A 26,100-nucleotide genomic window follows, 5' to 3' on the forward strand; every position below is an offset into this window, starting at 1 on the left:
TCAGAAGTTGAGGGCTTCGCGGAGCGCTGGGCCAGCCCTGACGCGCAGATCGAGGTCCGCCTCGATGTGGTCGATGTGGTGCAGCATCAGCCGGCTCGCCAAACTGGAATCGCCGCTCTCCAACGCGCCGACAATCCCCGTGTGCTCGCTATGCCCGCAGGCTGACACGCCAGACCGCCCGTAAAGCGCGATGACCAGCGAGGAGCGCGCCACCAGTTCCTCCATGAAGCGCTGCAGGATGGCATTGCCGGCGACCGAGGCCAGCAGCAGATGGAAATCGCCCGACGCCTTGATCTCGGAACGCCGCGCATTGGGGCCTCGCTCGGCGATGAAGCGGCCCTCCTCGTCGAGCTGCACCCTGAAGGCGGCGATGTCGGCAGCGGAGACGCGCCCGCAGGCGGCAACGGCTATGCCGGGTTCGATCAGCCGGCGCGAGGCGAAGACCTGGCGCGCTTCCTCGGGCGAAGGATTGGCGACGAAGGCGCCACGGTTGCGCTCGGTGCGCACCAGACCCTCGAAGGACAGCATCTGCAGCGCCGCGCGCGCCACGGTGCGGGAGACATCGAACAGCGTGCCGACCTCGCCTTCCGACAGCTTGGTGCCCGGCGCCAACCGGCGGTCGACGATGGCGTCGCGCAGCTGGTCGCGGATCGCCTGGGCGCGATCCTGCGTGGCGCTGTCGGTGGCGGAGTAGATCTGGTCGGCAATGTTCATGGCGGAAATCTTCCTGTCTCCTTCTAACGCGACTCGTCGTCCGTGCACGAGAGGCAAAGTGAATACGAAGCCAAAAAAGATTGCATACGATTTTTGTGCATTTCGCTGACAATAGCCCATAATTTGTGCAACGCACAAGCCAGCCCATTCGATGGGCAGCGGGCAAAAGTGCTGATTTTCCCGACAATTCAATCGCTTGGACGGCCACGCCGCGATTGGCACGCATGATGCATTGGTTAGTGCGACCAACCGAGGAAGCCTGATGTCCAAAGCCGCCGAAATCGACATCGTGTCCGTTTCGAAAGTCTATGGAACGACGACGGCCGTCGAGGACATCAGCCTGAAGATCCCGGCTGGCACCTATTGCTGCCTGCTCGGCCCATCGGGATGCGGCAAGACCTCGACGCTGCGCATGATCGCCGGCCATGAGAGCATCTCATCCGGTGACGTGCGCCTCGGCAACACCGTCGTCACCGACCTGCCGCCGGCCAAACGCGGCACGGCGATGATGTTCCAGTCCTACGCGCTGTTCCCGCATCTCGACCTCATCGACAATGTCGCCTTCAGCCTCAAGATGAAGGGCGTCGACAAGCAACAGCGCCGCGCCAAGGCGCTGGACATGCTCAAGCTGATGCAGATGGAGGCCTATGCGACGCGCCGGCCGGCACAGCTTTCCGGCGGCCAGCAGCAGCGCGTGGCACTGGCGCGCGCGCTGATCACGGACCCGGAGGCGCTGCTGCTCGACGAGCCGCTGTCGGCACTCGATCCGTTCCTCAAGATCCGCATGCGCGCCGAATTGAAGAAGCTGCAGACGTCGCTTGGCATCACCTTCGTCCACGTCACCCACAGCCAGGAGGAGGCGATGGCGCTTGCCGACCTGATCGTGGTGATGAATGACGGCCGCATCGAGCAGGCGGCCCCGCCGCGCGACGTGTTCGAACGGCCGGCCACCGCCTTCGTCGCCCGCTTCATGGGCGACCACAACGTCATCTCCGGCCGCGCCACCGGTGAGCGCGACGGCATGGTCGTCTTCGACGTCAATGGCGGCGGCTCGCTGGCGGCCAGTGGGAAACCACACGAGGTGGGACAGCCGATCGACATCGCCATCCGCACCGACCATGTGCGCATCGGCGCCGCGCCCTCGCCCGGCCTTGGCTTCACCGGCATCGTCGCCAACATCGAATACCGCGGCGCCACGGTGAAGCTGTCCGTCACCGGCGGCGGCATCGACGATTTCACCGTCATCATCGACGATTGCGACTTCTTCGCCAGACCCGTTGCCATCGGCGACGCCGTATCGCTCGCCTGGGATAGCGAGGATGCGATCGTTCTCGGCCGCCTTCATTCATGACGTCGACGAAGCAAACCAAAACAGGGGAAAAACATGACAAACAGCATAGAAACCAAGACAGGCATTTCGCGCCGCTCGCTGCTCAAGACGGGTGCGGCCGCCGTCGGCCTTGCCGCCGGCTCGGGCGTGATATCAGGCTTCCCGACCATCTGGGCGCAATCCAACATCACGCTGCGCCAGTTCGGCACCGGCGTGTCGAACCTCAATGCCATCGCCGACAAGTGCAAGGCCGACCTCGGCATCACACTGGAGATGACAGCGACCGATTCCGACGCCGCCGCCCAGCGCGCCGTGACCCAGCCCGACAGCTATGACATCGCCGACATCGAATACTGGATCTGCAAGAAGGTATTCCCGAGCGGCGTGCTGCAGCCGATGGATGTCAGCAAGCTGAAATATTACGACGAGCTGGTGCCGCTGTTCAAAACCGGCAAGCTCACCCCCGACAGCGTCATTGCCCAGGGCACCGCGCCGCACACGGTCGGCTTCGTCGAGGCGCAGGACTCAAAGACCTTCGCCAAGGCGCCGACCAACTGGTTCACCATGGTGCCGACCATCTACAACGCCGACACGCTGGGCATCCGCCCCGACCTCGTCGGCCGCGACATCACCACCTGGGCCGACATCATGGACCCGGCCTTCAAGGGCAAGACCGCGATCCTCAACATCCCCTCCATCGGCATCATGGATGCGGCGATGATCATGGAAGCCATGGGCAACATCAAATATGCCGACAAGGGCAACATGACCAAGGAAGAGATCGACAAGACGATCGACTTCCTGATCAAGGCCAAGCAGGGCGGCCAGTTCCGCGCCTTCTGGAAGTCCTTCGACGAGAGCGTCAACCTGATGGCGTCGGGCGAAGTCGTCATCCAGTCGATGTGGTCGCCGGCCGTCGCCGCCGTGCGCTCCAAGGGCATCGCCTGCCGCTTCCAGCCACTCAAGGAAGGCTACCGCTCATGGGGCGGCGGCCTTGGCCTCGCGGCCCATCTCAAGGGCGCCGAACTCGACGCCGCCTACGAATACATCAACTGGTACACGTCGGGCTGGGTCGGCGGCTATCTCAACCGCCAGGGCTACTACTCGGCCAACATGGTCTCGGCCAAGAAGTTCATGACCGAGGACGAGTGGGGCTACTGGATCGAAGGCAAGCCGGCCAAGGGCGACATCAAGGCGCCCGACGGCACGGTCATGGAAAAGGCCGGCGCATTGCGTGACGGCGGCTCGTTCGAGGAGCGCATGGGCCATGTCGCCTGCTGGAACTCGGTGATGGACGAGGACCGCTACATGGTGAAGCGCTGGAACGAGTTCATCGCGGCGTAAGGTAGCCAGTCTGAGATGTCTCATTCCTTCCCACCCCCCTCAGTCCTGCCGGACATCTCCCCCGCAAGGGGGGAAATCGGCAGTTTCGCTGCCGATGTTATTCTTGCAACGTTGGTGGTTGGCGAAAACGGCATTGAGAGCGAAATCTCCCCCCTTGCGGGGGAGATGTCCGGCAGGACAGAGGGGGGTGGGAAGGATCGCTACCTTGCAAGATGTTCTTTGGCGAAATTGCACCAAGGGCGTTTTGCATGACAGTCGCGCTCGAACGCCCCGCAATCGCCGCCGCCAAACCGGCCACACGCCGCCGGCTCTCGCTTGGCGCGGTCGCGCCTTACCTGCAATCGGCGCCGTTGGCGCTGATCCTCGGCGCGTTCCTGCTTTTGCCCATTGTGATGATCGTCGTCGTCTCCTTCTGGGACTACGACTTCGCCGCCATGTATCCGGATTTCCTGACCACCAACTATTCCGACGTGCTCGGCTCCTGGGTGACCTGGAAGACCTACCTCAACACCATCAAATTCGCCGCTATCGTCTGGGCGCTGACCTTGTTCATCGGCTTCTGGGTTGCCTATTTCCTCGCCTTCCACATCCGCACCACGGCCATGCAGATGGTGCTGTTCCTGGTCTGCACGGTGCCGTTCCTGACCTCCAACATCATCCGCATGATCTCGTGGATTCCGGTGCTCGGCCGCAACGGCCTGATCAACTCGACGCTGGTGCAGTTGGGCCTGGTGCCGAAGCCCATCGAATGGCTGCTCTATTCCGAATTCGCGGTCGTTCTGGCCATGGTGCATCTCTACACGCTGTTCATGGTGACGCCGATCTTCAACACGCTGATGCGCATCGACAAGTCGCTGGTCGAGGCCGCGCGCGATGCCGGCGCTTCGGGCTGGCAGGTGCTGTGGAACGTCATCATTCCACTGGCCAAGCCCGGCATGGCGATCGGCACTATCTTCGTCGTCACCCTGGTGATGGCGGACTTCTCGACGGTCCAGGTGATGTCGGGCGGACAGAGCGCGTCGGTGGCGCTGATGATGAAGAACCAGATGTCGCTGCTGCAATATCCGGCCGCCGCCGCCAATGCGGTGGTGCTTCTGGTGCTGGTGCTCTTGATGGTCGCCGGCATCCTGCGCATCGTCGATATCCGCAAGGAGCTTTGACGTGAGCCGCGAAAAGCGCACCCTCGAATTCTACGTGCTGGCGGCCTTCTTCACGCTGTTCGCGCTGTTCCTCTACGGCCCGCTGTCGGCGATCCTGATCCTGTCCTTCCAGGGCGAAACCGGCGGCCTCACCTTCCCGCTCAACGGCGTGTCGCTGCACTGGTTCGCCAATTTGTTCGAGCGCCAGGCGGTCGGCGATTTCGGCGGCAGCTTCAAGCGCTCGCTGGTGCTGGGCGTCATGGTGATGATCGTCACCGTCGCGGTGTCGCTGCTCGCCGGCCTCGCCTTCCGCCGAAAATTCCGCGGTGCCACCGCGCTGTTCTACCTGGCGGTCGCCAGCCTGGTTGTGCCCTCGATCATCATTTCACTGGGCATCGGCGTCGTCTTCCAGCAGATCGGCCTTCGGCCGGCCTGGTACACGTCGGCTTTCGGCGCCCATCTGACCTGGACCCTGCCCTTCGGCGTGCTGATCATGTTCGCCGTCTTCAACCGCTTCTCGCCTGCCTATGAGGAAGCCGCGCGCGATCTCGGCGCCTCCTCCTGGCAGACCTTCGCCCATGTCGTGCTGCCGATGATCGCACCGAGCCTGATCGGCGTCGGGCTGTTCGGCTTCACGCTGTCCTACGACGAGTTCGCCCGCACGCTGATGACGTCAGGCACGTTCAATACGCTGCCGCTGGAAATCTACGGCATGACCACCAATGTGACGACGCCGGTGCTCTATGCGCTGGGCACGGTGACCACGGTCTTTTCCTTCCTGGTGATCCTGGCGACGCTGGGCGCCATCCTCTATGTCGGCCGCCGCCGGGCGAGAGCTTGAACGTGCGGATTCTTGTGGTGAACCCCAACACGACGGCGAGCATGACCGAGACCATAGGTGCCGCGGCGCGTGCCGTCGCCGGCGCCTGGACGGAGGTCGTTGCCGTCACCTCGTCCATGGGACCGGCCTCGATCGAAGGCTACTATGACGAGGCGCTGGCGGTGCCCGGCCTGCTGATGGAAATCGCCGCCGGCGAGCGTCGCGGCGCGCAGGCGGCGATCATCGCCTGTTTCGACGACACTGGCCTCGACGCCGCGCGCGCCATGGCCTCCATTCCGGTCATAGGCATTTGCGAGGCGGCACTCGGCACGGCGTCCTTCATCGCGCAGCGCTTCACCGTGGTGACCACCACCGAGCGTTCGCGCGTACCGGTCGAGGGGCTTGTGCAGCGCTACGGCATGGCGGGCCGCGCGCGCGTGCGCGCCGCCGACATTCCGGTGCTTGCGCTTGAAGATCCGGCATCCGGCGCGGTCGAGAAACTGCGCGACGAAATCGCCCGGGCGATCGACGAAGACCGCGCCGAGGCTATCGTGCTCGGCTGCGCCGGCATGGCCGATCTTGCGCACCGGCTGCAGGCGGAGTTCGATCTGCCGGTCATCGACGGCGTCGGCGCGGCGCTGAAGCAGGCGGAAACCCTGATAGCGCTCGGCCTTTCGACTTCGAAGCGCGGCGCCTATGCCAGCCCGCTGGCCAAGCCCTATCTTGGTATGCTGAAATCCTTCTCACCCGGCGCCGTCGCCGCGGAGTGAGCGCAATGAAGCCGACCATCCGCACACTGTCGCTGCACGAGCTGGCGGTTCTGATCGACTGGGCGGCGGCGGAAGGCTGGAACCCCGGCCTCGAAGACGCGGCGATGTTCCAGGCTGCGGATCCCCTGGGCTTTATCGGCGCCTTTGTCGGCAACGAAATGGTCGCGGCGATCTCGGCAGTGGCCTATGGAAGCGAATTCGGTTTCATCGGCCTCTACATCTGCCGGCCGGACAAGCGCGGCAAAGGCTACGGCAAGGCGGTGTGGAATGCCGGCATGAACAGGCTTGCAGGCAGGACCATCGGCCTCGACGGCGTCGCCGAGCAGCAGGCCAATTACCTGCGCAAGGGCTTCAGACCCGCCTACGAGACCATCCGCTATAGCGGCCGCGCGGCAGGCCCGGCGGTCAGGGCCGACGGGCTGCGCACGGTGACGGCCCAGCTCGTGCCCGACATCATCGCTTATGACGCATCTTGTTTTCCGGCACCTCGGCGAGCCTTCCTGCAGCGATGGCTGCAGGCGCCGCACCACGGGCTGGCGGCGATCAGCTCGCGCGGCACCACCGGCTATGCCGTGGCTCGGCCGTGCCGCTCAGGTTTCAAGATCGGCCCGCTGTTTGCCCACAACATAGACACGGCACTGCAACTGCTGGACGGACTGGCGGGTGCCTGCGAGGGCGGCGACCTGCACATCGACGTTCCGGCCGAGAACATTGGTTTCATTGCGGCGCTCGAGGCGGCCGGCTTTGCGCCGACCTTCAGCACCACCCGCATGTACAAGGGCCTGCCTCCGAAACTCGACCTGCAGCGGCTGTTCGGCGTGACGACCCTGGAACTGGGATAGCACCTGGCGGACCTCAGAGAGGCTTCCGCCGCGGATCCACGGCTCTTTCAGGCAGCCGTGCGCCGTCCCGGCACCGGATTGCCGGGCGGTTCGTGGCCGAGCGGCGTCACCAGCGTCAGGTCGGGATAGCCGCTTTCGATGAGCTTGACCGCGGCCTGCGTCACTTCATCATCCGGCTCCAGCATGGACAGGAACACCTCGGTGGCATCGCCGGCCAGACGGCCGATGCCTTGCGCATCGGCCGGCCCGCACTCGACCACGACCAGATCATAGGCCGTGGTCAGCGACTGCATGATGATCGGCAGCCGGTCGGCGGCGCGCATGGCGCGGACCGGATCGGCGGTGCCGACGGGAATGACGTGACAGTCCGAGTAGAGATCGGCGTGGATGACGTCGCTGAACTGCGCTTCCGAAGCGAGCAGGTTGGTGATGCCGGGAAAAAGGCCGCTGTCCAGCATCGGCCGCGAGGCGGCCCCCGAAGCGGTTAGGTCCAGCAACAGGACGCGCAGGCCGGCATCGGACACCTCGCGGGCCACCAGGACCGCGGATGCGGCTGCCTCGTCGCCCTCCGGCGAGACGAATATGGCGCGCGCCGCACCACTGGCGATCAGCTTTTCGGCGGCCTTCTCGACGTCGATCTCACCCAGGGTGGAACGAGCCGGTTCGACCTCGACAGCCGTCTCCTGCGCCATCGCCGCATCGGGCATCGCGACCCTGTCAGCCGCCTTGGCCCCATAGGGCATCGCGGCCGCGTAGGCCTGCGCCTCGGCTTCAGCCTGACGTTCTGCCATTTCCCGGCGAACGACAGAATCCTGCAGGATGACGGGCTCATGACGAACATCCGGCATCGAGACCTCATCGATGCGTTCGAAGCGCGAGCCTGGCGCCGGCCGCATCGCACGGCCCGAAAACAGCTCCCGCAGCAGCGTCACAATGGCCATGACCAGCAGCGACGCGACGAAAGCAGCGCCGACGATCGGCAATACCTTCGGGAAATAGGGCTCGGACGGGACCTGGGCGAGAGACACCACCCGGGCATCGACGGGTAGATAGTTGCGGTCCTTGCGCGACGCCGCGCTGAGGTAGTTGGCCTGGTACGATTCGAGCTGCTGGCGCTTGGCGGTCGCATCGCGCTGCAAGGCATCAAGTTCGACCTGCTGTTCGCCGGCGCGGGCCGATGCGGCCTTCAGGGCGTTGACGTCGGCAACGAGCTGGTTCTCACGAGCCTGCGCGGTCTGCGCCTGGGTCATCAGACCTTTCATGAGTTTTTGCGCCTCGTTGCGGATCTGGCCGTCGAGGTCGGCAAGCTGAGACTTCAACGCCCGGATGCGCGGGTGATTGTCGAGCAAGGTTGTGGAAAGATCTGCGATGTTGGCCCTGAGCTCCACCTGCCGCTCGCGCAGGCGCTGGATCAGGTCGGAAGACAAGACCTCGGGCACGGCATCGAGCGAACCGCCGCCCTGCAACGCCTTGCGCACGCTGTCGGCGGTCGCTTCCGCCGAGGCACGGTTGGCGCGCACCCGCATCAGTTCGCTCGACAGTTCGGAAAGCTGCTGGGTGGCAAGCACCGAATTGTTGCCGCCCATCAGAAGATCGGATTGGGCACGGTAGGTGGCGACCTTGGCCTCGGCATCCTTGACCTTCCGCTGCAGGTCGGCGATCTCCGGCGCCAGAAAATCAGCGGCGGCATTGTTCGATTCGAGCTTGGCCGCTCCTTGCCCCGCAATATAGGCGGCGGCGATGGCGTCTGGTACGGCGGCGGCGAGCTTGGGATCTTCCGAGGAGAACTCAATGGCAATGATGCGGGTCTTTTCGACCCCATAGACGTTGAGTTTCTCGTGCATTTTCTTGAGGACGCGTTCTTCCGCCGGAATTTCCATCGGGTCGCTCTTCAAGCCGACAAGGACCAGAGCGCGGCTCAACGGCGACATGTCGAGCGCATCGTCGAACTCGGGCAGCTTTTCCAGACCAAGCTTTTGCGCGACCTGCTTGAGGATTTCGTTGGAGGAAATGATCTGGACCTGGGTGGCCACGCCTTGTTCATCGAGAATCGGCTTGTCGGTGTCGTTGTTGCTGGCCGGCCGCGTGTAAACGGATTCACGCGGAGCGATCTCCACCTGCGTCTGAGCCTTGTAGTGGCGCGTGGCAAGCGAGGCGAATGCGAAAGCCGCGCCGGTCACCACAAGGGCTACGATAAGGATGCGCAGCCAGTTCCTCGCCAGGCTGGCGAAGAGCTGCCTGAGATCGACGTCGACATCTGCGGCCGCGGACTGAACGGACATGCATCCCTACTCCGATACTGGGTCAGGACACACCGTAAACAACTATGGTAACTCAGCCGTTAAGACTGCGGTAAGCTTCCGTTAGGGTTTACTGGCGAGCGACAAACAAAACCGCCAAAAATCCTAAAACTCTTTCCGGCGCGCCGAGTGTTCGCCGCTCCCTTTACCGGCCATTAACCCTAACAGGATGATAACGGACCCTGATCCCTAGAGTTGCTGCGAGGCTGCAGCGGCCCAGTCGAAGGTACCTGTCCGGTCATGAAAAGCACTGCTTCCCTGTTTCGCGCGCTGCTTGCCGTATCGATGCTTGCCGGCTGTTCCAGCTACCGGCCGACACCGGCAGCCTTCCACGAGGTACTCGATCAACCCTATCGTCTTGGCGCCGGCGACCGCGTCCGCGTCACCGTGTTCGAGCAGGACGGGCTGACCAACACCTACAGCGTCGACCAATCCGGCTACCTCTCCTTCCCGCTTGTCGGCGCCATACCGGCACGTGGCCACACCGCGCAGCAGATGGAGAAGGAAATCGCCGACAAGTTGCGGCAAGGCTATCTGCGCGACCCCGACGTTTCGGTCGAGATCGACCGCTACCGGCCGATCTTCGTCATGGGCGAAGTGGGCGCCGCCGGCCAATACTCTTACGTCCCCGGCCTGACGGTGCAAAAGGCGATCGCCATTGCCGGCGGCTTCACGCCGCGCGCCAACCAGGAAAGCGTCGACATCACCCGCGACATCAACGGCAAGGTGATGACCGGCCGCGTGGTCACGTCCGACCCGCTGCTGCCTGGCGATACCGTCTACGTCCGCGAACGCCTGTTCTGACGAACCACGTGGCGGACAACCTCAGGATCGTCCACTGCTTTCGCTCACCCGTCGGAGGGATTTTCCGGCATGTGCGCGACCTGACCGAGGCGCAGGTCGCCGCCGGGCATTCCGTCGGCATCGTCTGCGATTCGACCACCGGCGGCGCGTTCGAGGAACATCTCTTCGACCAGATGAAGGATATGCTGGCGCTCGGCATCCATCGCACGCCGATGCAGCGCCATGTCGGCCTGGGCGACCTTGCGTCGGCCTTGCGCACCTACGGGATCATCAAGGAATTGCGGCCGGACGTGTTGCACGGGCATGGCGCCAAGGGTGGCGCCTATGCCCGTCTGTTCGGCTCATTGTTGCGGGTATCAAGGTCTCGCGTAGCCCGCCTTTATTCGCCGCATGGCGGCTCCCTCCACTATGACGAGAACACGACCACCGGAAAACTGTTCTTCGCGCTCGAGCGCTTCATGGCGCGTTTCACCGACTGCCTGCTGTTTGTCTCCGACTACGAGAGGCATACCTATCGCCGCAAGGTCGGCGAGCCGCCGATCCCCAACACCCTGGTCTACAACGGCCTGCGGGCCGCGGAGTTCGAGCCGGTGCCGAGCAAGCCCGACGCGGCCGATCTGCTCTATATCGGCATGATGCGCGACCTGAAGGGACCCGACATCTTCATCGATGCGCTGGCCAATGTCGGCCCGCGGATCGGTCGGGCGCTTACTGCGGTGATGGTCGGCGACGGCGACGACCTGCCCCGCTACCACGCTCAAGTGAAGCGACTGGGGCTAGAGAGCCATGTCCGCTTCCTGCCGCCGATGCCGGCCAGGGAGGCCTTTGCGCTGGCCGCGCTCATCATCGTTCCCTCGCGCGCCGAAGCCATGCCCTATATCGTCCTGGAAACGCTGGCCGCGGGAAAGCCGATGATCGCCACGTCCGTCGGCGGCATCCCGGAGATCTTCGGCACCGGTTCGCCCGCCCTGATCCGGCCTGACCCTGTTGAGCTTTCCGACAAGATGCACCAGGCGCTGGTCGACCCCGCCGCCTATCGCAAACTGATGCCCGACGGCGCCAGCCTCAAGGCACGCTTCGGCGCCGATGTGATGGCCGCCGACATCGAGAAGGCCTACTTCGCCGCGCTCAACAAATAGGGCCGCAGCCCCAAGCTGCTCCAAAGCCACGCGTTGTTTCAAGGGTTTCTTAGCTCTCTTTTGCTATCCACCGTAGGAAGCTTGCGGAAAGCCCCATGAACGAGATCGATCCCGCGCGCCGCTTTTCACCAGAAGCGGTGCGGAAATTCGACGGCCCGACCGATGGCGACACGCCCGGCGGCATGAACGATGTCGCCCGCCAGGTCGCGTCGCAGTACAGGCGCGATACCACGTCGCCGATCATGGTCAGCGGCGTCCTGCGCATGGTCGAATTCGGCCTGCTGTTGCTGTCCGGGGTCGTCGTCTATGTCTACTATGTCGGGTTCTTCAACTATCTGGGCTGGCAATATCCGCTGACAATCGCCGCCTCGTCGTTCCTTGCCGTGGTGCTGCTCGACGTCACCGACTGCTACCAGATCGTGGCCCTGATGCGCCCCATCGCCAATTTCGGCCGCGTGCTGCTGGCCTGGGCCGGCACTTTCGCCCTCATGGCGCTGACGGCGTTCGTCATGAAGATATCGGAGGACTATTCACGCCTGCTCTTCGGCACCTGGTTCGTCGTCGGTTTCGTCCTCCTCTTCGGCCTCAGGCTGGTGATGTCGAAGGTGATCCGGCGCTGGGCGCGCGATGGCCGCATGGAGCGGCGCGCCGTCATAGTCGGCGGTGGCAAGGCGGCTGAAATCCTGATCCGCTCGGTCGAAAAACAACCCTATAACGACATCCGCATCTGCGGCATCTTCGATGATCGCGGCGACAAGCGCTCACCGCCCATCGTCGCCGGCTATCCCAAGCTCGGCACCATTTCGGAACTGATCGAGTTCGCCCGCATCGCCCGCATCGACATGCTGATCGTGTCGCTGCCGCTGACCGCCGAATCGCGTGTGCTGCAGCTGTTGAAGAAACTGTGGGTGCTGCCGGTCGACATTCGGCTGTCGGCGCATTCCAACGCGCTGCAATTTCGCCCACGCGCCTATTCCTACATCGGCTCGGTGCCGATGCTCGATATCTTCGACAAACCGATCAACGACTGGGATTCGGTCGCCAAGCGCGCCTTCGATATTATCTTCAGCCTCATCGGCATCGTCGTGTTCTCGCCGGTGATGCTGGCGACCGCGATCGCCATCAAGCTCGACAGCAAGGGGCCGGTGCTGTTTCACCAGAAGCGGCACGGCTTCAACAACGAGATCATCGAGGTCTACAAGTTCCGTTCGATGTATACGGACAAGGCTGACCCGACCGCCAAGCAGACGGTGACCAAGAACGACCCGCGCGTCACCCGCGTCGGCCGCTTCATCCGCAAGACCTCGATCGACGAACTGCCGCAGTTCTTCAACGCGCTCCTGGGTTCGCTGTCGCTGATCGGCCCGCGCCCGCACGCCATCGCCGCGCAGTCGCACAACCTTCTCTACAACGAAGTGGTCGACGGCTATTTCGCGCGCCACAAGGTCAAGCCCGGCGTCACCGGCTGGGCGCAGATCAATGGCTGGCGTGGCGAGATGGATACCAACGAGAAGATCCGCATGCGGACGGAGTACGACCTCTATTACATCGAGAACTGGTCGCTGCTGTTCGACTTGCGGATCCTGTTCCTGACGCCGGTCCGGCTGCTGAACACGGAAAACGCCTATTGAGCGCGATCTCCCATGAGCTGCCGCAGGCCGCGGTCAACACCAAGCTGATCGCACTGATTTCCTCGGCCGCGGTCTTCGTCGGCATATTCCTGTCCGGCTTCGTCATCAGCGAACCGGCGCCCTATGAACTCTACATGGCCGGGCTGATCGCCATCTGGGCCCTTTTTGGCCTCAGAGTGTCGCGCGCGGCAATGCCGCTGCTGGTGCTGCTGGTGACGATGAACATCGGCGGCATGATGGCGATGACGCAGATGGCGGACCTGGCCAACACGCCGCTTTATCTCGCCGTCTCGCTGTTTCTCGCCTTCACCGCGGTGTTCTTTGCCTCGGTGACCGCGGTGCAACCCAGCCTCTACCGGCTGATCTTCTTCGCCTATGTCGTGTCGGCGGTGATCACCTCGCTGCTCGGCATAGCGGGCTATTTCCACGCTTTTCCGGGCGCGGAGATGTTCACCAAATACGACCGTGCCGCCGGCGCCTTCCAGGACCCGAATGTGTTCGGACCGTTCCTGGTGCTGCCCGGCATCTATCTTCTTTACCTGCTTTTGAGCGGACCGATCTCGCGCATGCCGCTGCTGGCGGTGCCGCTGCTGATCATCACTGCCGGCATCTTCTTCTCCTTCTCGCGCGGCGCCTGGGGCATGTTCGCCGTCTCGGCTGTCCTGCTCACCGGCTGCCTGTTCCTGCAGAGCGCCAGCGGCATGTTCCGGCTGCGTGTGGTGGTGATGACGATCGCCGCGCTGTCGCTGCTGGTGGTCGCCATGATCGTCATATTGCAGCTGCCCGGCGTGTCGGAAATGTTCTCAAACCGCGCCCATCTCGAACAGAGCTACGACACCGCCCGGCTCGGCCGCTTCGCCCGCTACGCAATCGGCTTCCAGATGGGGCTTGAGCATCCGTTCGGCATCGGCCCGCTGGTCTTCGGCACGATCTTCGGCGAAGATACCCACGATATCTGGCTGAAGATGCTGATGGATTATGGCTGGGTTGGATTCGTGTCGTTCCTGACGCTCGTCGCCTGGACGATATCAGCCGGATTCCGCATCCTACTGCGCGACCGGCCATGGCAACCCTACCTCTTGTGCGCCTATGTCGCCTTCGTCGGCAATATCGGGCTCGGCACCTTCATCGACATCGATCACTGGCGCCACGTCTACCTGCTGCTCGGCCTGATCTGGGGCGCCATCGCGCTGGAATACAGGCACCAGCGGCTGTTGCGGCCGGCATTGCAGGGTTCGCCGGCACTCGCAGTCGCAGCAGGATAATAGTCGCGGAATTCGGTTGACCCGAGCGGGGTTATCACGATACATCGCGACCGGTCCGGAGTGTAGCGCAGCCCGGTAGCGCACTTGACTGGGGTCAAGGTTGCTCAGGCCGATTTCTTCTTTTCTTCCAAACTGTTAAAAGCTGGGTCCGCTGCTCCGGTGTGATTTGCTGCATCCATGGCCACACGCATGTCCTCGATCATCGCATGGGCGTATTTCGCCGTAGTGGTGATGTCTTCGTGGCCGAGCATTCTCTGGACTACCTTCATGTTGCCGGTGCGAAGCGTTCGCGTGGCCGCGGTGTGGCGCGTGTCGTGGAACCGGAAGTTCTCCACACCGGACTTGTCGCGGTAACGCCGCCAGGCAGTCTTGAAACCCTCCATCGTGATCGGATAGCGTTTCCCGCGAATGAGGTTCCGGCGCTTGCTGGTCCTCTTTGCCAAATAAGTGAAGACCGCGCTCGAATGGTCACCCTTCAAGGCCCAAAGCAGCTCGTAAACGACGTTCGTCATCGGCAGGATCCGGGTCTTCTCGCCCTTGCCGGTGACCGTAATTGTCCTGCCAAAGAAATCCACGCGCGACCAGGTGAGATCAACGATCTCCATCCGTCGACACCCAGTGAGGATCGCAAAACGGACTGCCGGCGTGTAGTCGTCGCGCATTGCGATCAGAAGGCGTCTCTCCTCATCCACGCTGGCCTCTCGGACGCGCTCCTTCGGCTCCTTGAGCAAGTGGCGGCTCCAGTCGATGTCCGCGACGGGCACCTTCCAGGTCTTCTTGGCGCGCGTCATTATTCCGCGCAGAGGAACCGTCGCGGTGCGATTGACGGTGGCGTTGCTGATGTCGTCGGCGCGGCGCTTTGACACCATGGCTGCGACCATCGAGTCGGTGATGCGATCGAGCGTGACACTCTTGCCGAAATGGCCCAAGAGCCAACCCAAGAACCGCCAGTAGTTGTCGGCGTTGGCAAGGTGCTGGCCGACCTCATGCCAATAGCGGGAGGTGGCGATCTCAAGAGACATAGGGCCTTCGGCAGTGAAGCTGGCAGCCAATTTAAGCTGGTCGCGCGCTTCTCGCCGCTTCTCTTCTAGAATGCGTTCCGCCTGGCGCTTGTTGCTGGTGCCCGTGGGGCCTGAAAATCTACGACCGTGAAGCTGGAAGTCGAAGGTATATTCTGGTTTGCCGTGCTTTCGATATAGCGGCATGCTTTTTGACTCCGATTCTCAATAAACACCGCGAGGTCGTCTTGTTTGTAGCGACGGGTCGGTCTTTTACCTTCAAGGCCGATGTTAACCCAACGCAAGGCGCCCTCGTTCGTCAGTTCAAGCAAGTGCTTGGGCGTGACGGCGAGCAATTCTGCAGCTTGCGCGGGAGTTAAGAGTTTCGACATTTTCGAGGTTATAGCGTTCTGTCGGTGGCAAGACTTCACGAATTGTTACAGAGTTTCCGTTCGGCGAATGACCACAGCCACTGAGAAATCCTTGCGCGTCATCGTCGTGCGCGCCAGTATATCTGTTGGCCTGCGAGGACGTAGTTGTGCGAGCTCGGCCCTGCGGTGATCGGGACCGACCGCGCGACGATAATTGTCTCGTATGCATGGTTAGGAACACTCGTTCCTTAGGTGCAGGATCTCGTCCTCGTGACAAAACGATCACGCCGCGACCGCTCTTCGACTAAGTAAGGGCATCGAGACGCTGCGAGAGAGGATTGAACTCTGAGTTGTATTAATAATATCAATGACTTACAGGACGATTTGTAACACTGTGACGACCGCCAGAATGACCGCTGTCGCAATCATGTCGGAATGGTCTCTGCCCTGCGACGCCTGATCGCTTCTGCGATAAATACCCGCGACAGTGCGTGATAGAGCGGCTCATGCGAGATCATGCGCGCCGTGCCGTAACCCAACATCGAGGCGCTCATCAGCGCGATGACGTTGTCGTGGTTTCCGGTCATCTCGAGGATGATAACGAACGCCGTCATCGGCGCCTGGACCACGCCAGCGAAATAGCCGGCCATGCCGAGCAGCGCCGCGACACCTGTGCTGACGCCGAATATCAGGCCGAGTGAACTTCCAATACCGGCGCCCACGGCGAGCGATGGCGCGAAGATGCCTCCGGGAATCCCGGAAATCATCGACAGCAGCCCGGCCAGCAATTTCTCGGCAAAGAAGAACCATGGCAGCGGCGTGCCTTCCACAGCACTGCGCGCCTGTGCGTAACCAGTGCCGAAGGTCAAGTCACCGGAAGCGATGCCGATGATCGCCACCGCCAGCCCGCAGACGACAGCGACCAACAGTGTGCGCCGCAGGGGCTGATTTGCGTTCCAGCGCCGGATCCGCCGCGTCGCCTTTAGTGCCAGCAGGGAGAACAGGGCGCCGAGGGCGCCACCAACGACGCCGCAAGCGATCACCAGTGGCCAGGCGGCAAAGGAGATCGTCTCATTCGACACGCCGAAATAGGTGTAGTTGCCGAGCAAGCCGAGGGAGGCTAGGCCGGCCAGGATCACGGCCGTCAGCACCAGGCCGTTGGTGCGCGCCTCATAGGTGCGACCCATCTCCTCGATGGCGAAGACTATGCCGGCAAGCGGCGTATTGAAGGCGGCCGCGATGCCGGCGGCCGAACCGGCGAGGATCAGGCCCCGCGCCTGCGCCATGCCGCCCCAGCGCGCTGCTTGCAGCATCAGGGACGCGCCGACCTGCACGGTCGGCCCCTCGCGGCCGATGGAAGCACCGCAGAACAGGCCGACGATGGTGAGCGCGATTTTGCCCACCACCAGCCGCAGCGACAGAATGTGGCTGCGGTCGTCGTCGTCGCGCAGGTGGCGGGCGGCGATTGCCTGGGGAATGCCGCTGCCTTGCGAGCCCGGAAAGAAGGCATGGGCGAGCCAGGCGCACAGCAGGAAGCCGAGCGGCGTGACGATGAGCGGCAGGTAGCAGCGCCAGCCGCCATGATCGCCGATCATGACGTGGAATAACGCCTGCGCCTTATCGGCCAGCACCGCGAACAGCACGCTGATGACGCCGATCGAGACCGCACCGGCCCAGAACACCAGGCGCGGCTGCCAGACGCGCCGCGCCGCCCACATCGCGCGCGAACGCCGCAGCATGGGGTATTTTCGGGATGTTCCGGCCATATTGATCCCTAAACCCGGCATCGGTTGAATTGTCAAAAGGTTCTCGTGTCAACGCTCGAGGGATTCGGCCCGCAGGGATCACGTGTTCGTGTTGATGTAGCTTTCCCAAATGCAGTGGCGAACCTGAAAGGGGCAACTATGCCTCTTCGAAATGGGAGTATGCAGAATGAACTCGATCAAGCTCGCCGTCATTGCCGGTCTCATCGGCCTTTCCGCCTCGCCGGCCTTCGCCGAGGACGCAATGGGGACGATGACCATGATGAAGGGTGGAGAGGTGATGGCCATCATGCCCGATGGGCATATGGGAACCATGATGCCCGATGCAAAAATGGGCGCCGACATGATGAAGATGGCGAAGCCGATCAAGCATTGCATGATGATGATGACAGATGCCAAGGGCAAGGCATACATGATCGACACATCGTCCAAGAAGGCCCAGGCCGAATGTAAAAAAATGGCGATGTGACAGGAGCCACGCTGACGAACCCGCCGGTAGAGCCGGCGGGCACTCAGGGTGCCCGGTGCACCGCTTGCGCCGCCACAAGTCCCCGCCTTTGCCTCGGCCTCCTCTTGCGTTAGCATGCGCAGAAATTAGCTATGCCTGACGAATCGGATTTCGCTGAGGGGGCGAAAATTCATGGAAATGCAGCAGGTCCGCTATTTCCTGGCCCTGTCCAGCACGTTGAACTTCACCAGGGCGGCTGAAGAGTGCAATGTCACCCAGCCTGCGCTGACACGCGCCATCAAAACGCTTGAAGACGAGTTGGGTGGCGAGCTTCTTCGGCGCGAGCGCCAGCACTCCCACTTGACTGAACTTGGGCGACGCATGCTGCCATTGCTGCAGCAGTGTTACGATGCAGCAAGTTCCGCCAAGTCACTCGCCAAAGCCGTGCAGAGCAGTGACGTGGCGCCTCTGAACGTCACCATCTCCAACAGCGTCAACATAGCGCTTCTGGTTTCGCCATTCAGCGAGCTTTTCCGCGCCTATCCCGGTGTCCATCTCAAGATCAGCCGCGGCTCGCCGACGACGGTGGTCGAAACACTGAAAAATGGCGACGTCGAGCTGGCGGTGGCTGGCCCACTCGGGCCGGCTTGGGATCGGCTCGACATCTGGCCACTTTTCCAGGAGGAAATCGAGTTGGTGGTCAATTCCGATCACCCGCTTGCCCGTCGCAACGAATCCGACGTTGCGCTCAGCCAGCTTGCAGCAGAGCCGTTCCTCAGCCGGATCGATTGGGAGACAAGCGAGGAACTGTCGCGCTGCCTCGCTGCGAAAGGGCTGACGCCACGGACCGCGCATGAAATCGAGACCGACCACGATCTGCTGGCGCTGCTGGAAGCCAACGCCGGCGTGGGCTTCGTCTCGGCGACAGCGCCTCGGTCGGCAAATATCCGCAGGCTCAAGCTACGGGACGTCGAAATTTCGCGGATCGTCTCGATCTATGCGGTCGCCGGTCGTCACCGGTCGCCGGTCGCCACGACACTGCTCAATCTACTGCGCTCGACGGACTGGTCGCCATTTGGCGTCAGCGAGCCCGCCTGAGCGCCGCAATCAGGTCATCGATATCCATTCGCCGACGGTAGTCGGGATCGACGAACCGGTCCGTGATCAGCCCGTCCATGCCAACAATGAACGTGGCGGGGATCGGCAGAAACCAACTGCTGTTACCTTGATAGTTTGGCAGATCATAGGCAACGCCCATCAGCCGCTCCATCTCGGCCCCGATCCAGATCGCAAGGTTGAGCGAGAGGGCATAGCCATTGTCCATGTCGGTCAGGAATGGAAACTCGGCGCCGACGGCAGCCTTCATGGCCTTCGCGAATTTGCGCCGTTCGGGCATGATTGCGACCACCTGGCCGCCCAGCGCTGCGATCTCCTGATGGGCCTCGACGATGCCTATGGCGTTCAAACGACAATAGGGGCACCAGTGACCACGCTGGAAGGTTATGACGGCAGGGCCCTGTTGCAGGATGCTCGGAAGGCCGATCAGTTTGCCGTTGTCGTCAGGCAGCAGGAACGCTGGCATCGGGTCGCCAGGGGCCGGCGACATCGCTCCTGCCCCCTGGTCCTGCAAGCGTGCCACCAGGCGGTCGACCGCATCGGCAAAATCGGCATTGAGGCGACGGACGGCCCTCGCGATCACGTTCAGCCGTTCGTTCAACGGCGCATCAAGCTCAATGGCCGCCTGCACGGATTGTTCGAACGTCATATTCTCGCCATCGGCAGCCATTCGGGCACTTTCGCATTTCGCAGCTAGCCTATCATCGAAAACACCCGGCCGTGGCCATGCCCTTTGTGCATGATTTCGATAAGCGGCATGCATTCTCGCATCCGGCAGTCGTTGTTTGTTCGCGTCTCGTCCCGAATTCGTTACATCATGTTCCCGATGTCGGCGGAAAATGTCGGGAAACTGTAGACCGCATCGGACAATTGCGGCGCCGTAATGCCGTGTTTCATCGCGAGTGCAAACATGTGGATCAGTTCCTCACCCGCATGTCCGACCATGTGGGCACCAAGGATCTTGTCTGTCGTCGTCTCCACGATGATCTTTGACCAAGCGGCAGTCTCGGCATGGGTTCTGGCTGACAGCCAGTCCTGCATGTCATTCGCGTAAACCTTGACGGCGAACCCCTGCTCCCTCGCCTTGGCCTCGGTCAGCCCGACGCTGGCGACGGCCGGGATCGTGTAGACAGACGCCGGTATCTGGGCGTAGTCCGGCCGGTGGATGGGCCCGTCGACAATATTGCGACCGACGAGTGTTCCCTCATAGGTCGCTACGGGTGATAGTTGCGATGAATTCCAAACGGCGTCACCGCAGACATAGACATCCGGATTGGAGCGCGAGCGCAGGTGCTCGTCGATTTCAATGCGCCCTTCGCGATGCACGACAACACCAGCGCCAAGATCGAGTTCATCGACATTGGCAACCCGCCCCGCGCCGTTCACCACCCGATCGGCGTCTATCGTGGACTCGTTGCCATCGATCGCGAAGGTCACGCGCAAGCGTTTGTTGGAACTTTCGATCCGCTTGACCCAAGCAAGCGTGAACAGCCGAATGCCGATTCGCTCGCTCTCACTACGGATCTGCGCGACAGCGTCGGCGTCGAGGCTGCCGAGCAGATGCGGCAGCGCCTCGAGGATCGTCACCTTGGCGCCGGCACGTGCATAGACGTGGCCGAGTTCGAAGGCGATGACGCCGCCGCCAACAAACACGACATCGCGAGGCAGCACAGGATCGTTCAGGACATCGTCCGAGTTGGCCATATGTTCGGCCCCCGGGACAGGCAACGATCGGGGCTTCGAGCCGGTTGCAATCACGATGTTCTTGGCTTCGAGCCTGCGGCCATCGACACTGATCGCATGGCTGCCAATGAACGCGGCCTTGCCGAAGATGACGTCGACGCCACGCTTGGCCATCACCCCGGCGAGGCGATCCGGAATGTTCCGTATGATGTCCTTCTCGCGGGCGATCAACGCCGCCCAATCAAGCTTCGGTTTGCTGACAGCGATGCGATGCTGGCCGGCGCGCTCGATGTCGTGAACCGCATGCGCGGCAGCAACAAGAACTTTCTTCGGCGTGCATCCACGATTGGGGCAAGTGCCGCCGAGATCGCGCGCCTCGATCATTGCCACCGACAGGCCGGCCGCGCGTGTCGCGACCGTCACACCCATGCCGGCATTGCCGCCGCCGAGGATCACGACATCGTAGTTTTCCACCGTCTTGCCCTCCCGAGGTTCAATGCAGCTTGACACGCGGCCTGGTGCGGCGCCCCAGGATCGCGGCGATCGTGTCCAGCGCGGTCTTCAAAGACCCGTGCACAGCCCTCAGATGCAACTTGTGGAGCGAGCGATACATCAGCCGTGCAAGCAGACCTTCGATCTTCAAACCGCCGATCAGGCTGCCGAACGCGCCATAGTCCGCGAGCGAAACCAGTGAGCCGTAGTCGCGGTAGCGGAACGCCGGCACCGGTTGTCCCTTGATGCGCGCCGCGATGACCTTGACGACATGGTCGGCCTGCTGGTGGGCGGTCTGCGCGCGTGGCGGCAACGGGCTATCTTGTCCGGGGAGAACGCAGTTGGCACAGTCGCCAATCGCAAACACGTTCTCGTCGCCCTTGGCCCGCAGCGTATCGTCGACAATCAGGCGGTTGATCCGATCGGTCTCGAGACCGTCCAGATTTTTGAGAAAATCCGGTGCCTTGATCCCGGCGGACCAGACGACAAGCTCGGCAGCGACAAAGATCTTGTCGCCAAGCCTGACGCCATCCGCCGTCACTTCAGTGACCTTGATCCCACAGCGTATCTGGACTCCGAGGTCGCGAAGGAGATGCGCGGAAGCACGCGCCATGTGCTCAGGCAAGGCCGGCAGGATGCGCGGCTCCGCCTCGATGATCGTGATGCGGATCAGCTTGTCGAAATTGATGTTGTCAAGATTGTGCGAAGCGATCTGACGCATCGACTTGTGCAACTCAGCCGCCAGTTCGACGCCGGTGGCTCCGGCGCCAACGATCACGCAATGGAGCTGCCCTGGCGATAGCTGCTCGTATTGCGCGTTGGCCCGCAGGCAGGCGTTAATCATGCGCCGGTTAAAGCGGGCGGCCTGGCTTACTGTATCGAGCGCAATTGCGTTCCGGAGTGCGCCCGGCGTGTCGAAATCATTGCATACGCTGCCGACAGCCATGACAAGCGTATCGTAGCCAAGCACCCGCGGCGGGATGATCTGTCGGCCATCGTCATCGAAACTGGGGGCGACGAAGGCCTGGCGCTTGGCACGGTCGATACCGACGACCTCGCCAATCCGGTATCGATAGTGGTGGCGGCTGGCATGCGCGATGTATTCTATCGCTTCGGTCGATGCGTTCAGGGTGCCCGAGGCGACCTCGTGTAGCAGCGGCTTCCACACATGTGTGCGGTTGCGATCGACGAGGGTGACCGAGATCTGCCGCTTGCCGAACTTGCGGCCGAGACGTGTCGCAAGCTCCAGCCCGCCGGCGCCGCCTCCGACGATCACCACGCGATGCAGCGACCGATCCGTATGCGATGGCGTTTCCGCGATCTTGCGGAAAAGAGCAGCGTCGTTGGCTAGCACCGCTTCTGGAACAAGCCGCATCCCGGGAGTGATGATTTGCATCGGGGTCTCCGTAACTTTCTCCAGCGCGACCGCTGCAACAATTCACTCTTGCGACTCGTGGATGACGATGCCTTGCAGCATGTCGACGTCGCATTCCCACGGCTTCTCCGACAGGACACGCTGTGCGTGCTCATACCCGGCCTGCCAGCGGGCGCGGATGCCGGCGCGGGTGAAGTCGATGTCCTTGGTGTGGTCTTCGCCGTCGAGGCGTGGTGAAAGCAATCTCACCAGGTGCATGACTGACGGGCAGCCATAGGACGCGAGTTCCTTGAACATTGAATCCTCGCGCCGCTCCTCTGGGACGAGCTTTCCCATTTCACGCACGACGTGGCGCAGACGATGCAGTTGCTCCTGCCGGGCCACGTGGCTTTTGCCGCGACTTGCGAATTGAAGGTCCTTTTGCCGCCCCATCACCTGCCAGATCGACTTCGGCTCAGTGGCGCTGGGCTGCCACATGTTGACCGCGAAGATCAGCGCATCGCGCCGCGGACGCGCGTCCAGCACGACTTCGATAGGCGTGTTCGAGTAGATGCCGCCATCCCAATAGGGCTCGCCGTCGATGCAGACTGCCGGAAATGCCGGCGGCAAGGCGCCCGACGCCATGATGTGCGCCGCCGACAATGTCATCTCGCGGGTGTCGAAGTATTTGAGTTCGCTGGTGTTGACGTTGACAGCGCCGACCGTCAGCCGCGTATGGCGTCGGTTCAGATAGTCGAAATCGATCAGGTCATTCAGCGTCCGCTTGAGCGGATCGGTGGTGTAGTAGGAGGCATTCTCCACACCCACTTCGCGATTCACCCCGAACATCGCGCTCGGGTTCGGTTCGAAGAAGCCGGGTATGCCGCGCATCACCGTGCCCATATTGGCAAAGATGTTGCTTGGAACCATCATCGCGAAAAACTCGTCGAGCGGGCTGCTGCGGCTGACCCCGTTCCAGAATTCCTGAAGCTTCGGTAAGCGGTCCTTCGGTTCGTTTCCCGCGATCAACGCGGCGTTGATGGCGCCGATCGACGTGCCGATAACCCAATCGGGTTCGATGCCGCCCTCGACGAGGGCCTGGTAGACCCCGGCCTGATAGGCGCCGAGCGCGCCGCCACCCTGAAGGACCAATACGGTCTGGCGCTTGGCTGCACTGCCTGCCAGACGATCGACCTCCGGCTCGGCTTCGGACACGGACGGATTTCGAGTGATCTTGTTCATGGGCTTTATTCCTCATTTCGGGGTCTAGTGAGCCGTCCAGCCGCCCTCGATCGGCATGACTGCGCCGGTGATCGAAGCTGCATCGTCCGAGGCCAGGAACAGGCAGAGCGCTGCAACCTGAGCAACTGTCACGAATTGTTTGGTCGGTTGGGCAGCCAGAAGGACGTCCTTGATCACCTGCTCCTCGGTGATCCCGCGTGCCTTGGCGGTGTCAGGTATCTGCTTTTCAACCAGCGGGGTCAGCACATAACCGGGACAGACCGCGTTGACGGTGATGCCCTGCTCGGCGACTTCCAGCGCGACCGTCTTGGTGAGCCCGGCGACGCCGTGCTTAGCGGCGACATAGGCGGATTTGTAGGGCGACGCGACAAGAGCGTGGGCCGAGGCGACATTGATGATGCGGCCCCATTTTCGCTCTTTCATCGCGCCGAGCGCACGGCGGATAGTATAGAAGGACGACATCAGGTCGATGGCGACCACCGCCTCCCATTTTTCGATCGGGAACTCGTCGATCGGCGCGACATGCTGGATACCGGCATTGTTGACCAGGATGTCGACCGCACCGAACTCGGCGATCGCCTTGTCCATCATCGCGGTGATTGCATCACCCTTGCTCATGTCGGCGCCGTCATAGCGAACGGTCACGCCATGCTCGGCGGCAATCCTTGCCCGCAGCTTCTCGATCTCCCCGGCGTCGCCGAAACCGTTGAGGATGATGCTGCAGCCCTTAGCGGCAAATGCTTCGGCGATACCCTGGCCAATGCCACTGGTAGACCCTGTGATGAGCGCGGTTTTTCCTTTGAGCATGGTGGTGGCGTCCTTCGATCTGAGCGAGAGCTGGCCATGACCGCCTGCCGCCGTGTTTGTCTGTTGATGAAAGTATGACCCCTCGCCACGGGCATCGGAAATGCCGTTGAGACATGGATTCGATAGCCGCCAATCAGAGCGGTCTGATCCCCTTGGCCGGCTGAGGTTCGAGCAAGGCTGCCTTGTTTGACGTTACGGCAACCAGTATGCTGCGCCACTACGGCAAGGGTGCTGCGATGCGCGTATGTGGGAGCGTGCAGTGGAGATCAGCCAAGTCAGGTATTTTTTGGCCGTCGCTCGGGAACTGAATTTCACCCGGGCCGCCGAGGTGTGCAATGTCACCCAGCCGGCACTTTCGCGTGCCATCAAGCTGCTTGAAGACGAGTTCGGTGGCGAATTGTTTCACCGTGAGCGGCGCAATACCCACCTGACCGAGCTCGGCCGGATGGTCGAGACCTATCTCGAGGGCGTGTTCGAGAATTCACTGCTCGCCAGGCAGATCGCCGACCAATACGTGCACATGAAGAAAGCGCCACTCAAGGTGGGCATCATGAGCACGATCGCACCGGACGAAATTGTCGAACTGATCTCGTCCGTGCGTGCCCGCCATCCCGGCGTGGAACTGCACCTATGCGATGCCGACGCCACCAGCTTGCGGCGAAGGCTCCTGGCGGGAGATCTCGAAGTGGCGATCTACGCCCTGCCTTCGAACACGCCCGACGACGACGTGCATTCCTTGCCGCTTTTCCGCGAACAGATGGTGATGGCCATCCATCCGGAGCACCGGTTGGCCAACCAGCCTTTCGTTCGCGTGAGGGACATGAACAGCGAAAGCTACATTCACCGCAACAATTGCGAATTCGCCGGCTACGCCGATGCCATATTGTCGCAACAGGGCGTGACAGTCCGTCCGGTCTATTGGAGCGACCGGGATGACTGGACACTGTCGATGATTGCGGCCGGACTGGGCTTCGGTTTCATGCCACAGCATTCCGTCAACCATCCAGGTGTCGTGGGCTTGCCCATCACCGAGCCGGAATTCTGGCGCGAGGTCAATCTCGTCACGGTGCGCGGCCGCAGGCACTCGCCGGCGGTCGGCGCACTCGTTCGCGAGGCGGTGCAGAAGAAATGGTTCGGGGAACCGGCGAGCACCCTGCCCGCCGCTGCCGCGGAATAATCTCGCTCCTGAAACCAGCTGGGTCCCGGGCGCTTAGTTCTTTTTGATCGTCGATGTCACCGACTGGATGACCTCAGTGGCCATCTTGAACTGGGCGACGCGATCCGTAATGCCATGGCGCTTGGCGATCCAGTCGAAATCGGTATAGGCGGCATAAACCCCGCCGTCGGCCGTCTGATAGACCAGCACGCGCACCGGCCAGTCGAGGCCGGCTTCAGGATTGGCCGTGATGAAGGTCGTGCCGAGGGCCGGATTGCCGAACATCACCAGCCGCGACGGTTTGACATCGTTGCCTGCTTTCTTGCCAAGCTGCGCCTGGTCGATGACGCCGAAGAACATGATGCCTTTCTTGAGGACATCCTTCTTGATGCGGGCAACAGTTTCCGCGACGGAGTAGTCACTCTTCACCGTGACGACGCCATCCGAGGCGGCGGCAGGGACGACGATCGCGACCAGCATGGCAGCGCCGGCAATCAGGGTTTTCAGATAGATGGTCATGTCAGTCTCCTTCGGTTGTTGTGACGTTCAGTTGGTCATTGGAATTCACTGCG

The 26,100-nt window shown here is 62.3% G+C and carries 24 protein-coding genes; 13 read left to right on the forward strand and 11 right to left on the reverse strand.

What is annotated here, in order from left to right; all coding sequences use genetic code 11:
- Complete coding sequence (locus ACFSQT_RS39010; RefSeq protein ID WP_379027286.1) at positions 1-714, reverse strand: GntR family transcriptional regulator; 714 nt, start codon at positions 712-714, stop codon at positions 1-3.
- A gap of 262 nt (positions 715-976) precedes the next feature.
- Between ACFSQT_RS39010 and ACFSQT_RS39015 the strand changes: the two genes are divergently transcribed.
- The 6 genes from ACFSQT_RS39015 to ACFSQT_RS39040 all read left to right on the forward strand — a co-directional run bounded on the left by ACFSQT_RS39015 (position 977) and on the right by ACFSQT_RS39040 (position 6,959).
- On the forward strand, positions 977-2,065 hold the full coding sequence (locus tag ACFSQT_RS39015; RefSeq protein ID WP_379027287.1) for an ABC transporter ATP-binding protein: 1,089 nt from the start codon (positions 977-979) through the stop codon (positions 2,063-2,065).
- A 33-nt stretch (positions 2,066-2,098) separates the two neighbouring features.
- Positions 2,099-3,388: an ABC transporter substrate-binding protein gene (locus ACFSQT_RS39020; protein ID WP_379027288.1), complete on the forward strand. Its 1,290-nt coding sequence runs from the start codon at positions 2,099-2,101 to the stop codon at positions 3,386-3,388.
- Between the two features lie 248 nt (positions 3,389-3,636).
- Positions 3,637-4,548, forward strand: a complete 912-nt coding sequence (locus ACFSQT_RS39025; protein ID WP_379027290.1) for an ABC transporter permease — start codon at positions 3,637-3,639, stop codon at positions 4,546-4,548.
- Between the two features lies 1 nt (position 4,549).
- A complete protein-coding gene (locus ACFSQT_RS39030) occupies positions 4,550-5,368 on the forward strand; it encodes an ABC transporter permease (RefSeq protein ID WP_379027292.1) in 819 nt (272 codons plus the stop codon).
- Positions 5,369-5,370: 2 nt separating this feature from the next.
- Positions 5,371-6,117, forward strand: coding sequence for an aspartate/glutamate racemase family protein (locus tag ACFSQT_RS39035; RefSeq protein WP_379027538.1), 747 nt, complete (start codon positions 5,371-5,373; stop codon positions 6,115-6,117).
- A gap of 5 nt (positions 6,118-6,122) precedes the next feature.
- Complete coding sequence (locus tag ACFSQT_RS39040; RefSeq protein ID WP_379027294.1) at positions 6,123-6,959, forward strand: GNAT family N-acetyltransferase; 837 nt, start codon at positions 6,123-6,125, stop codon at positions 6,957-6,959.
- A 47-nt stretch (positions 6,960-7,006) separates the two neighbouring features.
- On the opposite strand, the gene ACFSQT_RS39045 is transcribed toward ACFSQT_RS39040, so the two are convergent.
- The gene (locus ACFSQT_RS39045; protein ID WP_379027296.1) at positions 7,007-9,241 is read right to left on the reverse strand and encodes a GumC family protein; all 2,235 of its coding nucleotides are present in this window, start codon (positions 9,239-9,241) and stop codon (positions 7,007-7,009) included.
- A 258-nt stretch (positions 9,242-9,499) separates the two neighbouring features.
- Between ACFSQT_RS39045 and ACFSQT_RS39050 the strand changes: the two genes are divergently transcribed.
- The 4 genes from ACFSQT_RS39050 (at position 9,500) to ACFSQT_RS39065 (ending at position 14,098) form a co-directional block, all read left to right on the forward strand.
- On the forward strand, positions 9,500-10,063 hold the full coding sequence (locus tag ACFSQT_RS39050; protein WP_013532220.1) for a polysaccharide biosynthesis/export family protein: 564 nt from the start codon (positions 9,500-9,502) through the stop codon (positions 10,061-10,063).
- An 8-nt stretch (positions 10,064-10,071) separates the two neighbouring features.
- A complete protein-coding gene (locus ACFSQT_RS39055; RefSeq protein WP_379027299.1) occupies positions 10,072-11,202 on the forward strand; it encodes a glycosyltransferase family 4 protein in 1,131 nt (376 codons plus the stop codon).
- 95 nt (positions 11,203-11,297) lie between these two features.
- Positions 11,298-12,833, forward strand: coding sequence for an undecaprenyl-phosphate glucose phosphotransferase (locus ACFSQT_RS39060; RefSeq protein WP_379027301.1), 1,536 nt, complete (start codon positions 11,298-11,300; stop codon positions 12,831-12,833).
- Entirely contained in the window at positions 12,830-14,098 is a 1,269-nt protein-coding gene (locus ACFSQT_RS39065) for an O-antigen ligase family protein (RefSeq protein WP_379027303.1), read from the forward strand. The genes ACFSQT_RS39060 and ACFSQT_RS39065 overlap by 4 nt, the downstream gene beginning before the upstream one ends.
- Before the next feature lie 104 nt (positions 14,099-14,202).
- Here ACFSQT_RS39065 and ACFSQT_RS39070 read toward each other — a convergent pair whose 3' ends face one another.
- The 3 genes from ACFSQT_RS39070 to ACFSQT_RS39080 form a co-directional block, all read right to left on the reverse strand.
- Positions 14,203-15,303 (reverse strand): tyrosine-type recombinase/integrase, encoded by a 1,101-nt coding sequence (locus ACFSQT_RS39070; RefSeq protein ID WP_379027305.1) that lies wholly within the window; start codon positions 15,301-15,303, stop codon positions 14,203-14,205.
- On the reverse strand, positions 15,186-15,488 hold the full coding sequence (locus ACFSQT_RS39075; protein WP_379027306.1) for a helix-turn-helix domain-containing protein: 303 nt from the start codon (positions 15,486-15,488) through the stop codon (positions 15,186-15,188). The genes ACFSQT_RS39070 and ACFSQT_RS39075 overlap by 118 nt, the downstream gene beginning before the upstream one ends.
- 404 nt (positions 15,489-15,892) lie before the next feature.
- Positions 15,893-17,233 carry a chloride channel protein gene (locus tag ACFSQT_RS39080; protein WP_379027308.1) on the reverse strand — a complete coding sequence of 447 codons (1,341 nt, stop codon included), beginning with the start codon at positions 17,231-17,233 and terminating at the stop codon, positions 15,893-15,895.
- A 166-nt stretch (positions 17,234-17,399) separates the two neighbouring features.
- Here ACFSQT_RS39080 and ACFSQT_RS39085 point away from each other — a divergent pair, with 166 nt between their 5' ends.
- Both ACFSQT_RS39085 and ACFSQT_RS39090 read left to right on the forward strand, forming a co-directional pair.
- Positions 17,400-17,699 carry a hypothetical protein gene (locus ACFSQT_RS39085; protein ID WP_379027310.1) on the forward strand — a complete coding sequence of 100 codons (300 nt, stop codon included), beginning with the start codon at positions 17,400-17,402 and terminating at the stop codon, positions 17,697-17,699.
- Between the two features lie 171 nt (positions 17,700-17,870).
- Positions 17,871-18,776 (forward strand): LysR family transcriptional regulator, encoded by a 906-nt coding sequence (locus tag ACFSQT_RS39090; RefSeq protein ID WP_379027312.1) that lies wholly within the window; start codon positions 17,871-17,873, stop codon positions 18,774-18,776.
- On the opposite strand, the gene ACFSQT_RS39095 is transcribed toward ACFSQT_RS39090, so the two are convergent.
- The 5 genes from ACFSQT_RS39095 to ACFSQT_RS39115 all read right to left on the reverse strand — a co-directional run bounded on the left by ACFSQT_RS39095 (position 18,760) and on the right by ACFSQT_RS39115 (position 24,372).
- Entirely contained in the window at positions 18,760-19,464 is a 705-nt protein-coding gene (locus ACFSQT_RS39095; RefSeq protein WP_379027314.1) for a peroxiredoxin-like family protein, read from the reverse strand. The two genes, ACFSQT_RS39090 and ACFSQT_RS39095, sit on opposite strands and share 17 nt — an antisense overlap.
- 140 nt (positions 19,465-19,604) lie before the next feature.
- A complete protein-coding gene (locus ACFSQT_RS39100) occupies positions 19,605-20,951 on the reverse strand; it encodes a dihydrolipoyl dehydrogenase family protein (protein WP_379027316.1) in 1,347 nt (448 codons plus the stop codon).
- Between the two features lie 19 nt (positions 20,952-20,970).
- Positions 20,971-22,365 (reverse strand): NAD(P)/FAD-dependent oxidoreductase, encoded by a 1,395-nt coding sequence (locus ACFSQT_RS39105; protein ID WP_379027318.1) that lies wholly within the window; start codon positions 22,363-22,365, stop codon positions 20,971-20,973.
- Between the two features lie 42 nt (positions 22,366-22,407).
- Positions 22,408-23,565 carry a patatin-like phospholipase family protein gene (locus ACFSQT_RS39110; RefSeq protein ID WP_379027320.1) on the reverse strand — a complete coding sequence of 386 codons (1,158 nt, stop codon included), beginning with the start codon at positions 23,563-23,565 and terminating at the stop codon, positions 22,408-22,410.
- 24 nt (positions 23,566-23,589) lie between these two features.
- Complete coding sequence (locus ACFSQT_RS39115) at positions 23,590-24,372, reverse strand: 3-hydroxybutyrate dehydrogenase (protein ID WP_379027322.1); 783 nt, start codon at positions 24,370-24,372, stop codon at positions 23,590-23,592.
- Between the two features lie 259 nt (positions 24,373-24,631).
- Here ACFSQT_RS39115 and ACFSQT_RS39120 point away from each other — a divergent pair, with 259 nt between their 5' ends.
- Complete coding sequence (locus ACFSQT_RS39120; protein ID WP_379027324.1) at positions 24,632-25,549, forward strand: LysR family transcriptional regulator; 918 nt, start codon at positions 24,632-24,634, stop codon at positions 25,547-25,549.
- 33 nt (positions 25,550-25,582) lie between these two features.
- Here ACFSQT_RS39120 and ACFSQT_RS39125 read toward each other — a convergent pair whose 3' ends face one another.
- Positions 25,583-26,047 (reverse strand): DUF302 domain-containing protein, encoded by a 465-nt coding sequence (locus ACFSQT_RS39125; RefSeq protein WP_379027326.1) that lies wholly within the window; start codon positions 26,045-26,047, stop codon positions 25,583-25,585.
- Positions 26,048-26,100 lie beyond the last annotated feature (53 nt).

This window comes from Mesorhizobium calcicola, assembly GCF_042682105.1.
GTDB classification, from domain to species: Bacteria; Pseudomonadota; Alphaproteobacteria; order Rhizobiales; family Rhizobiaceae; genus Mesorhizobium; species Mesorhizobium calcicola.

Excerpts from the sequence above, each read along its gene's own strand:
- ACFSQT_RS39010 (WP_379027286.1), bottom strand. The coding sequence starts at position 714 with ATGAACATTGCCGACCAGATCTACTCCGCCACCGACAGCGCCACGCAG.
- ACFSQT_RS39015 (WP_379027287.1), top strand. The coding sequence starts at position 977 with ATGTCCAAAGCCGCCGAAATCGACATCGTGTCCGTTTCGAAAGTCTAT.
- ACFSQT_RS39020 (WP_379027288.1), top strand. The coding sequence starts at position 2,099 with ATGACAAACAGCATAGAAACCAAGACAGGCATTTCGCGCCGCTCGCTG.
- ACFSQT_RS39025 (WP_379027290.1), top strand. The coding sequence starts at position 3,637 with ATGACAGTCGCGCTCGAACGCCCCGCAATCGCCGCCGCCAAACCGGCC.
- ACFSQT_RS39040 (WP_379027294.1), top strand. The coding sequence starts at position 6,123 with ATGAAGCCGACCATCCGCACACTGTCGCTGCACGAGCTGGCGGTTCTG.
- ACFSQT_RS39045 (WP_379027296.1), bottom strand. The coding sequence starts at position 9,241 with ATGTCCGTTCAGTCCGCGGCCGCAGATGTCGACGTCGATCTCAGGCAG.
- ACFSQT_RS39050 (WP_013532220.1), top strand. The coding sequence starts at position 9,500 with ATGAAAAGCACTGCTTCCCTGTTTCGCGCGCTGCTTGCCGTATCGATG.
- ACFSQT_RS39060 (WP_379027301.1), top strand. The coding sequence starts at position 11,298 with ATGAACGAGATCGATCCCGCGCGCCGCTTTTCACCAGAAGCGGTGCGG.
- ACFSQT_RS39070 (WP_379027305.1), bottom strand. The coding sequence starts at position 15,303 with ATGCCGCTATATCGAAAGCACGGCAAACCAGAATATACCTTCGACTTC.
- ACFSQT_RS39075 (WP_379027306.1), bottom strand. The coding sequence starts at position 15,488 with ATGTCGAAACTCTTAACTCCCGCGCAAGCTGCAGAATTGCTCGCCGTC.
- ACFSQT_RS39080 (WP_379027308.1), bottom strand. The coding sequence starts at position 17,233 with ATGGCCGGAACATCCCGAAAATACCCCATGCTGCGGCGTTCGCGCGCG.
- ACFSQT_RS39085 (WP_379027310.1), top strand. The coding sequence starts at position 17,400 with ATGAACTCGATCAAGCTCGCCGTCATTGCCGGTCTCATCGGCCTTTCC.
- ACFSQT_RS39090 (WP_379027312.1), top strand. The coding sequence starts at position 17,871 with ATGGAAATGCAGCAGGTCCGCTATTTCCTGGCCCTGTCCAGCACGTTG.
- ACFSQT_RS39095 (WP_379027314.1), bottom strand. The coding sequence starts at position 19,464 with ATGGCTGCCGATGGCGAGAATATGACGTTCGAACAATCCGTGCAGGCG.
- ACFSQT_RS39105 (WP_379027318.1), bottom strand. The coding sequence starts at position 22,365 with ATGCAAATCATCACTCCCGGGATGCGGCTTGTTCCAGAAGCGGTGCTA.
- ACFSQT_RS39110 (WP_379027320.1), bottom strand. The coding sequence starts at position 23,565 with ATGAACAAGATCACTCGAAATCCGTCCGTGTCCGAAGCCGAGCCGGAG.
- ACFSQT_RS39115 (WP_379027322.1), bottom strand. The coding sequence starts at position 24,372 with ATGCTCAAAGGAAAAACCGCGCTCATCACAGGGTCTACCAGTGGCATT.
- ACFSQT_RS39125 (WP_379027326.1), bottom strand. The coding sequence starts at position 26,047 with ATGACCATCTATCTGAAAACCCTGATTGCCGGCGCTGCCATGCTGGTC.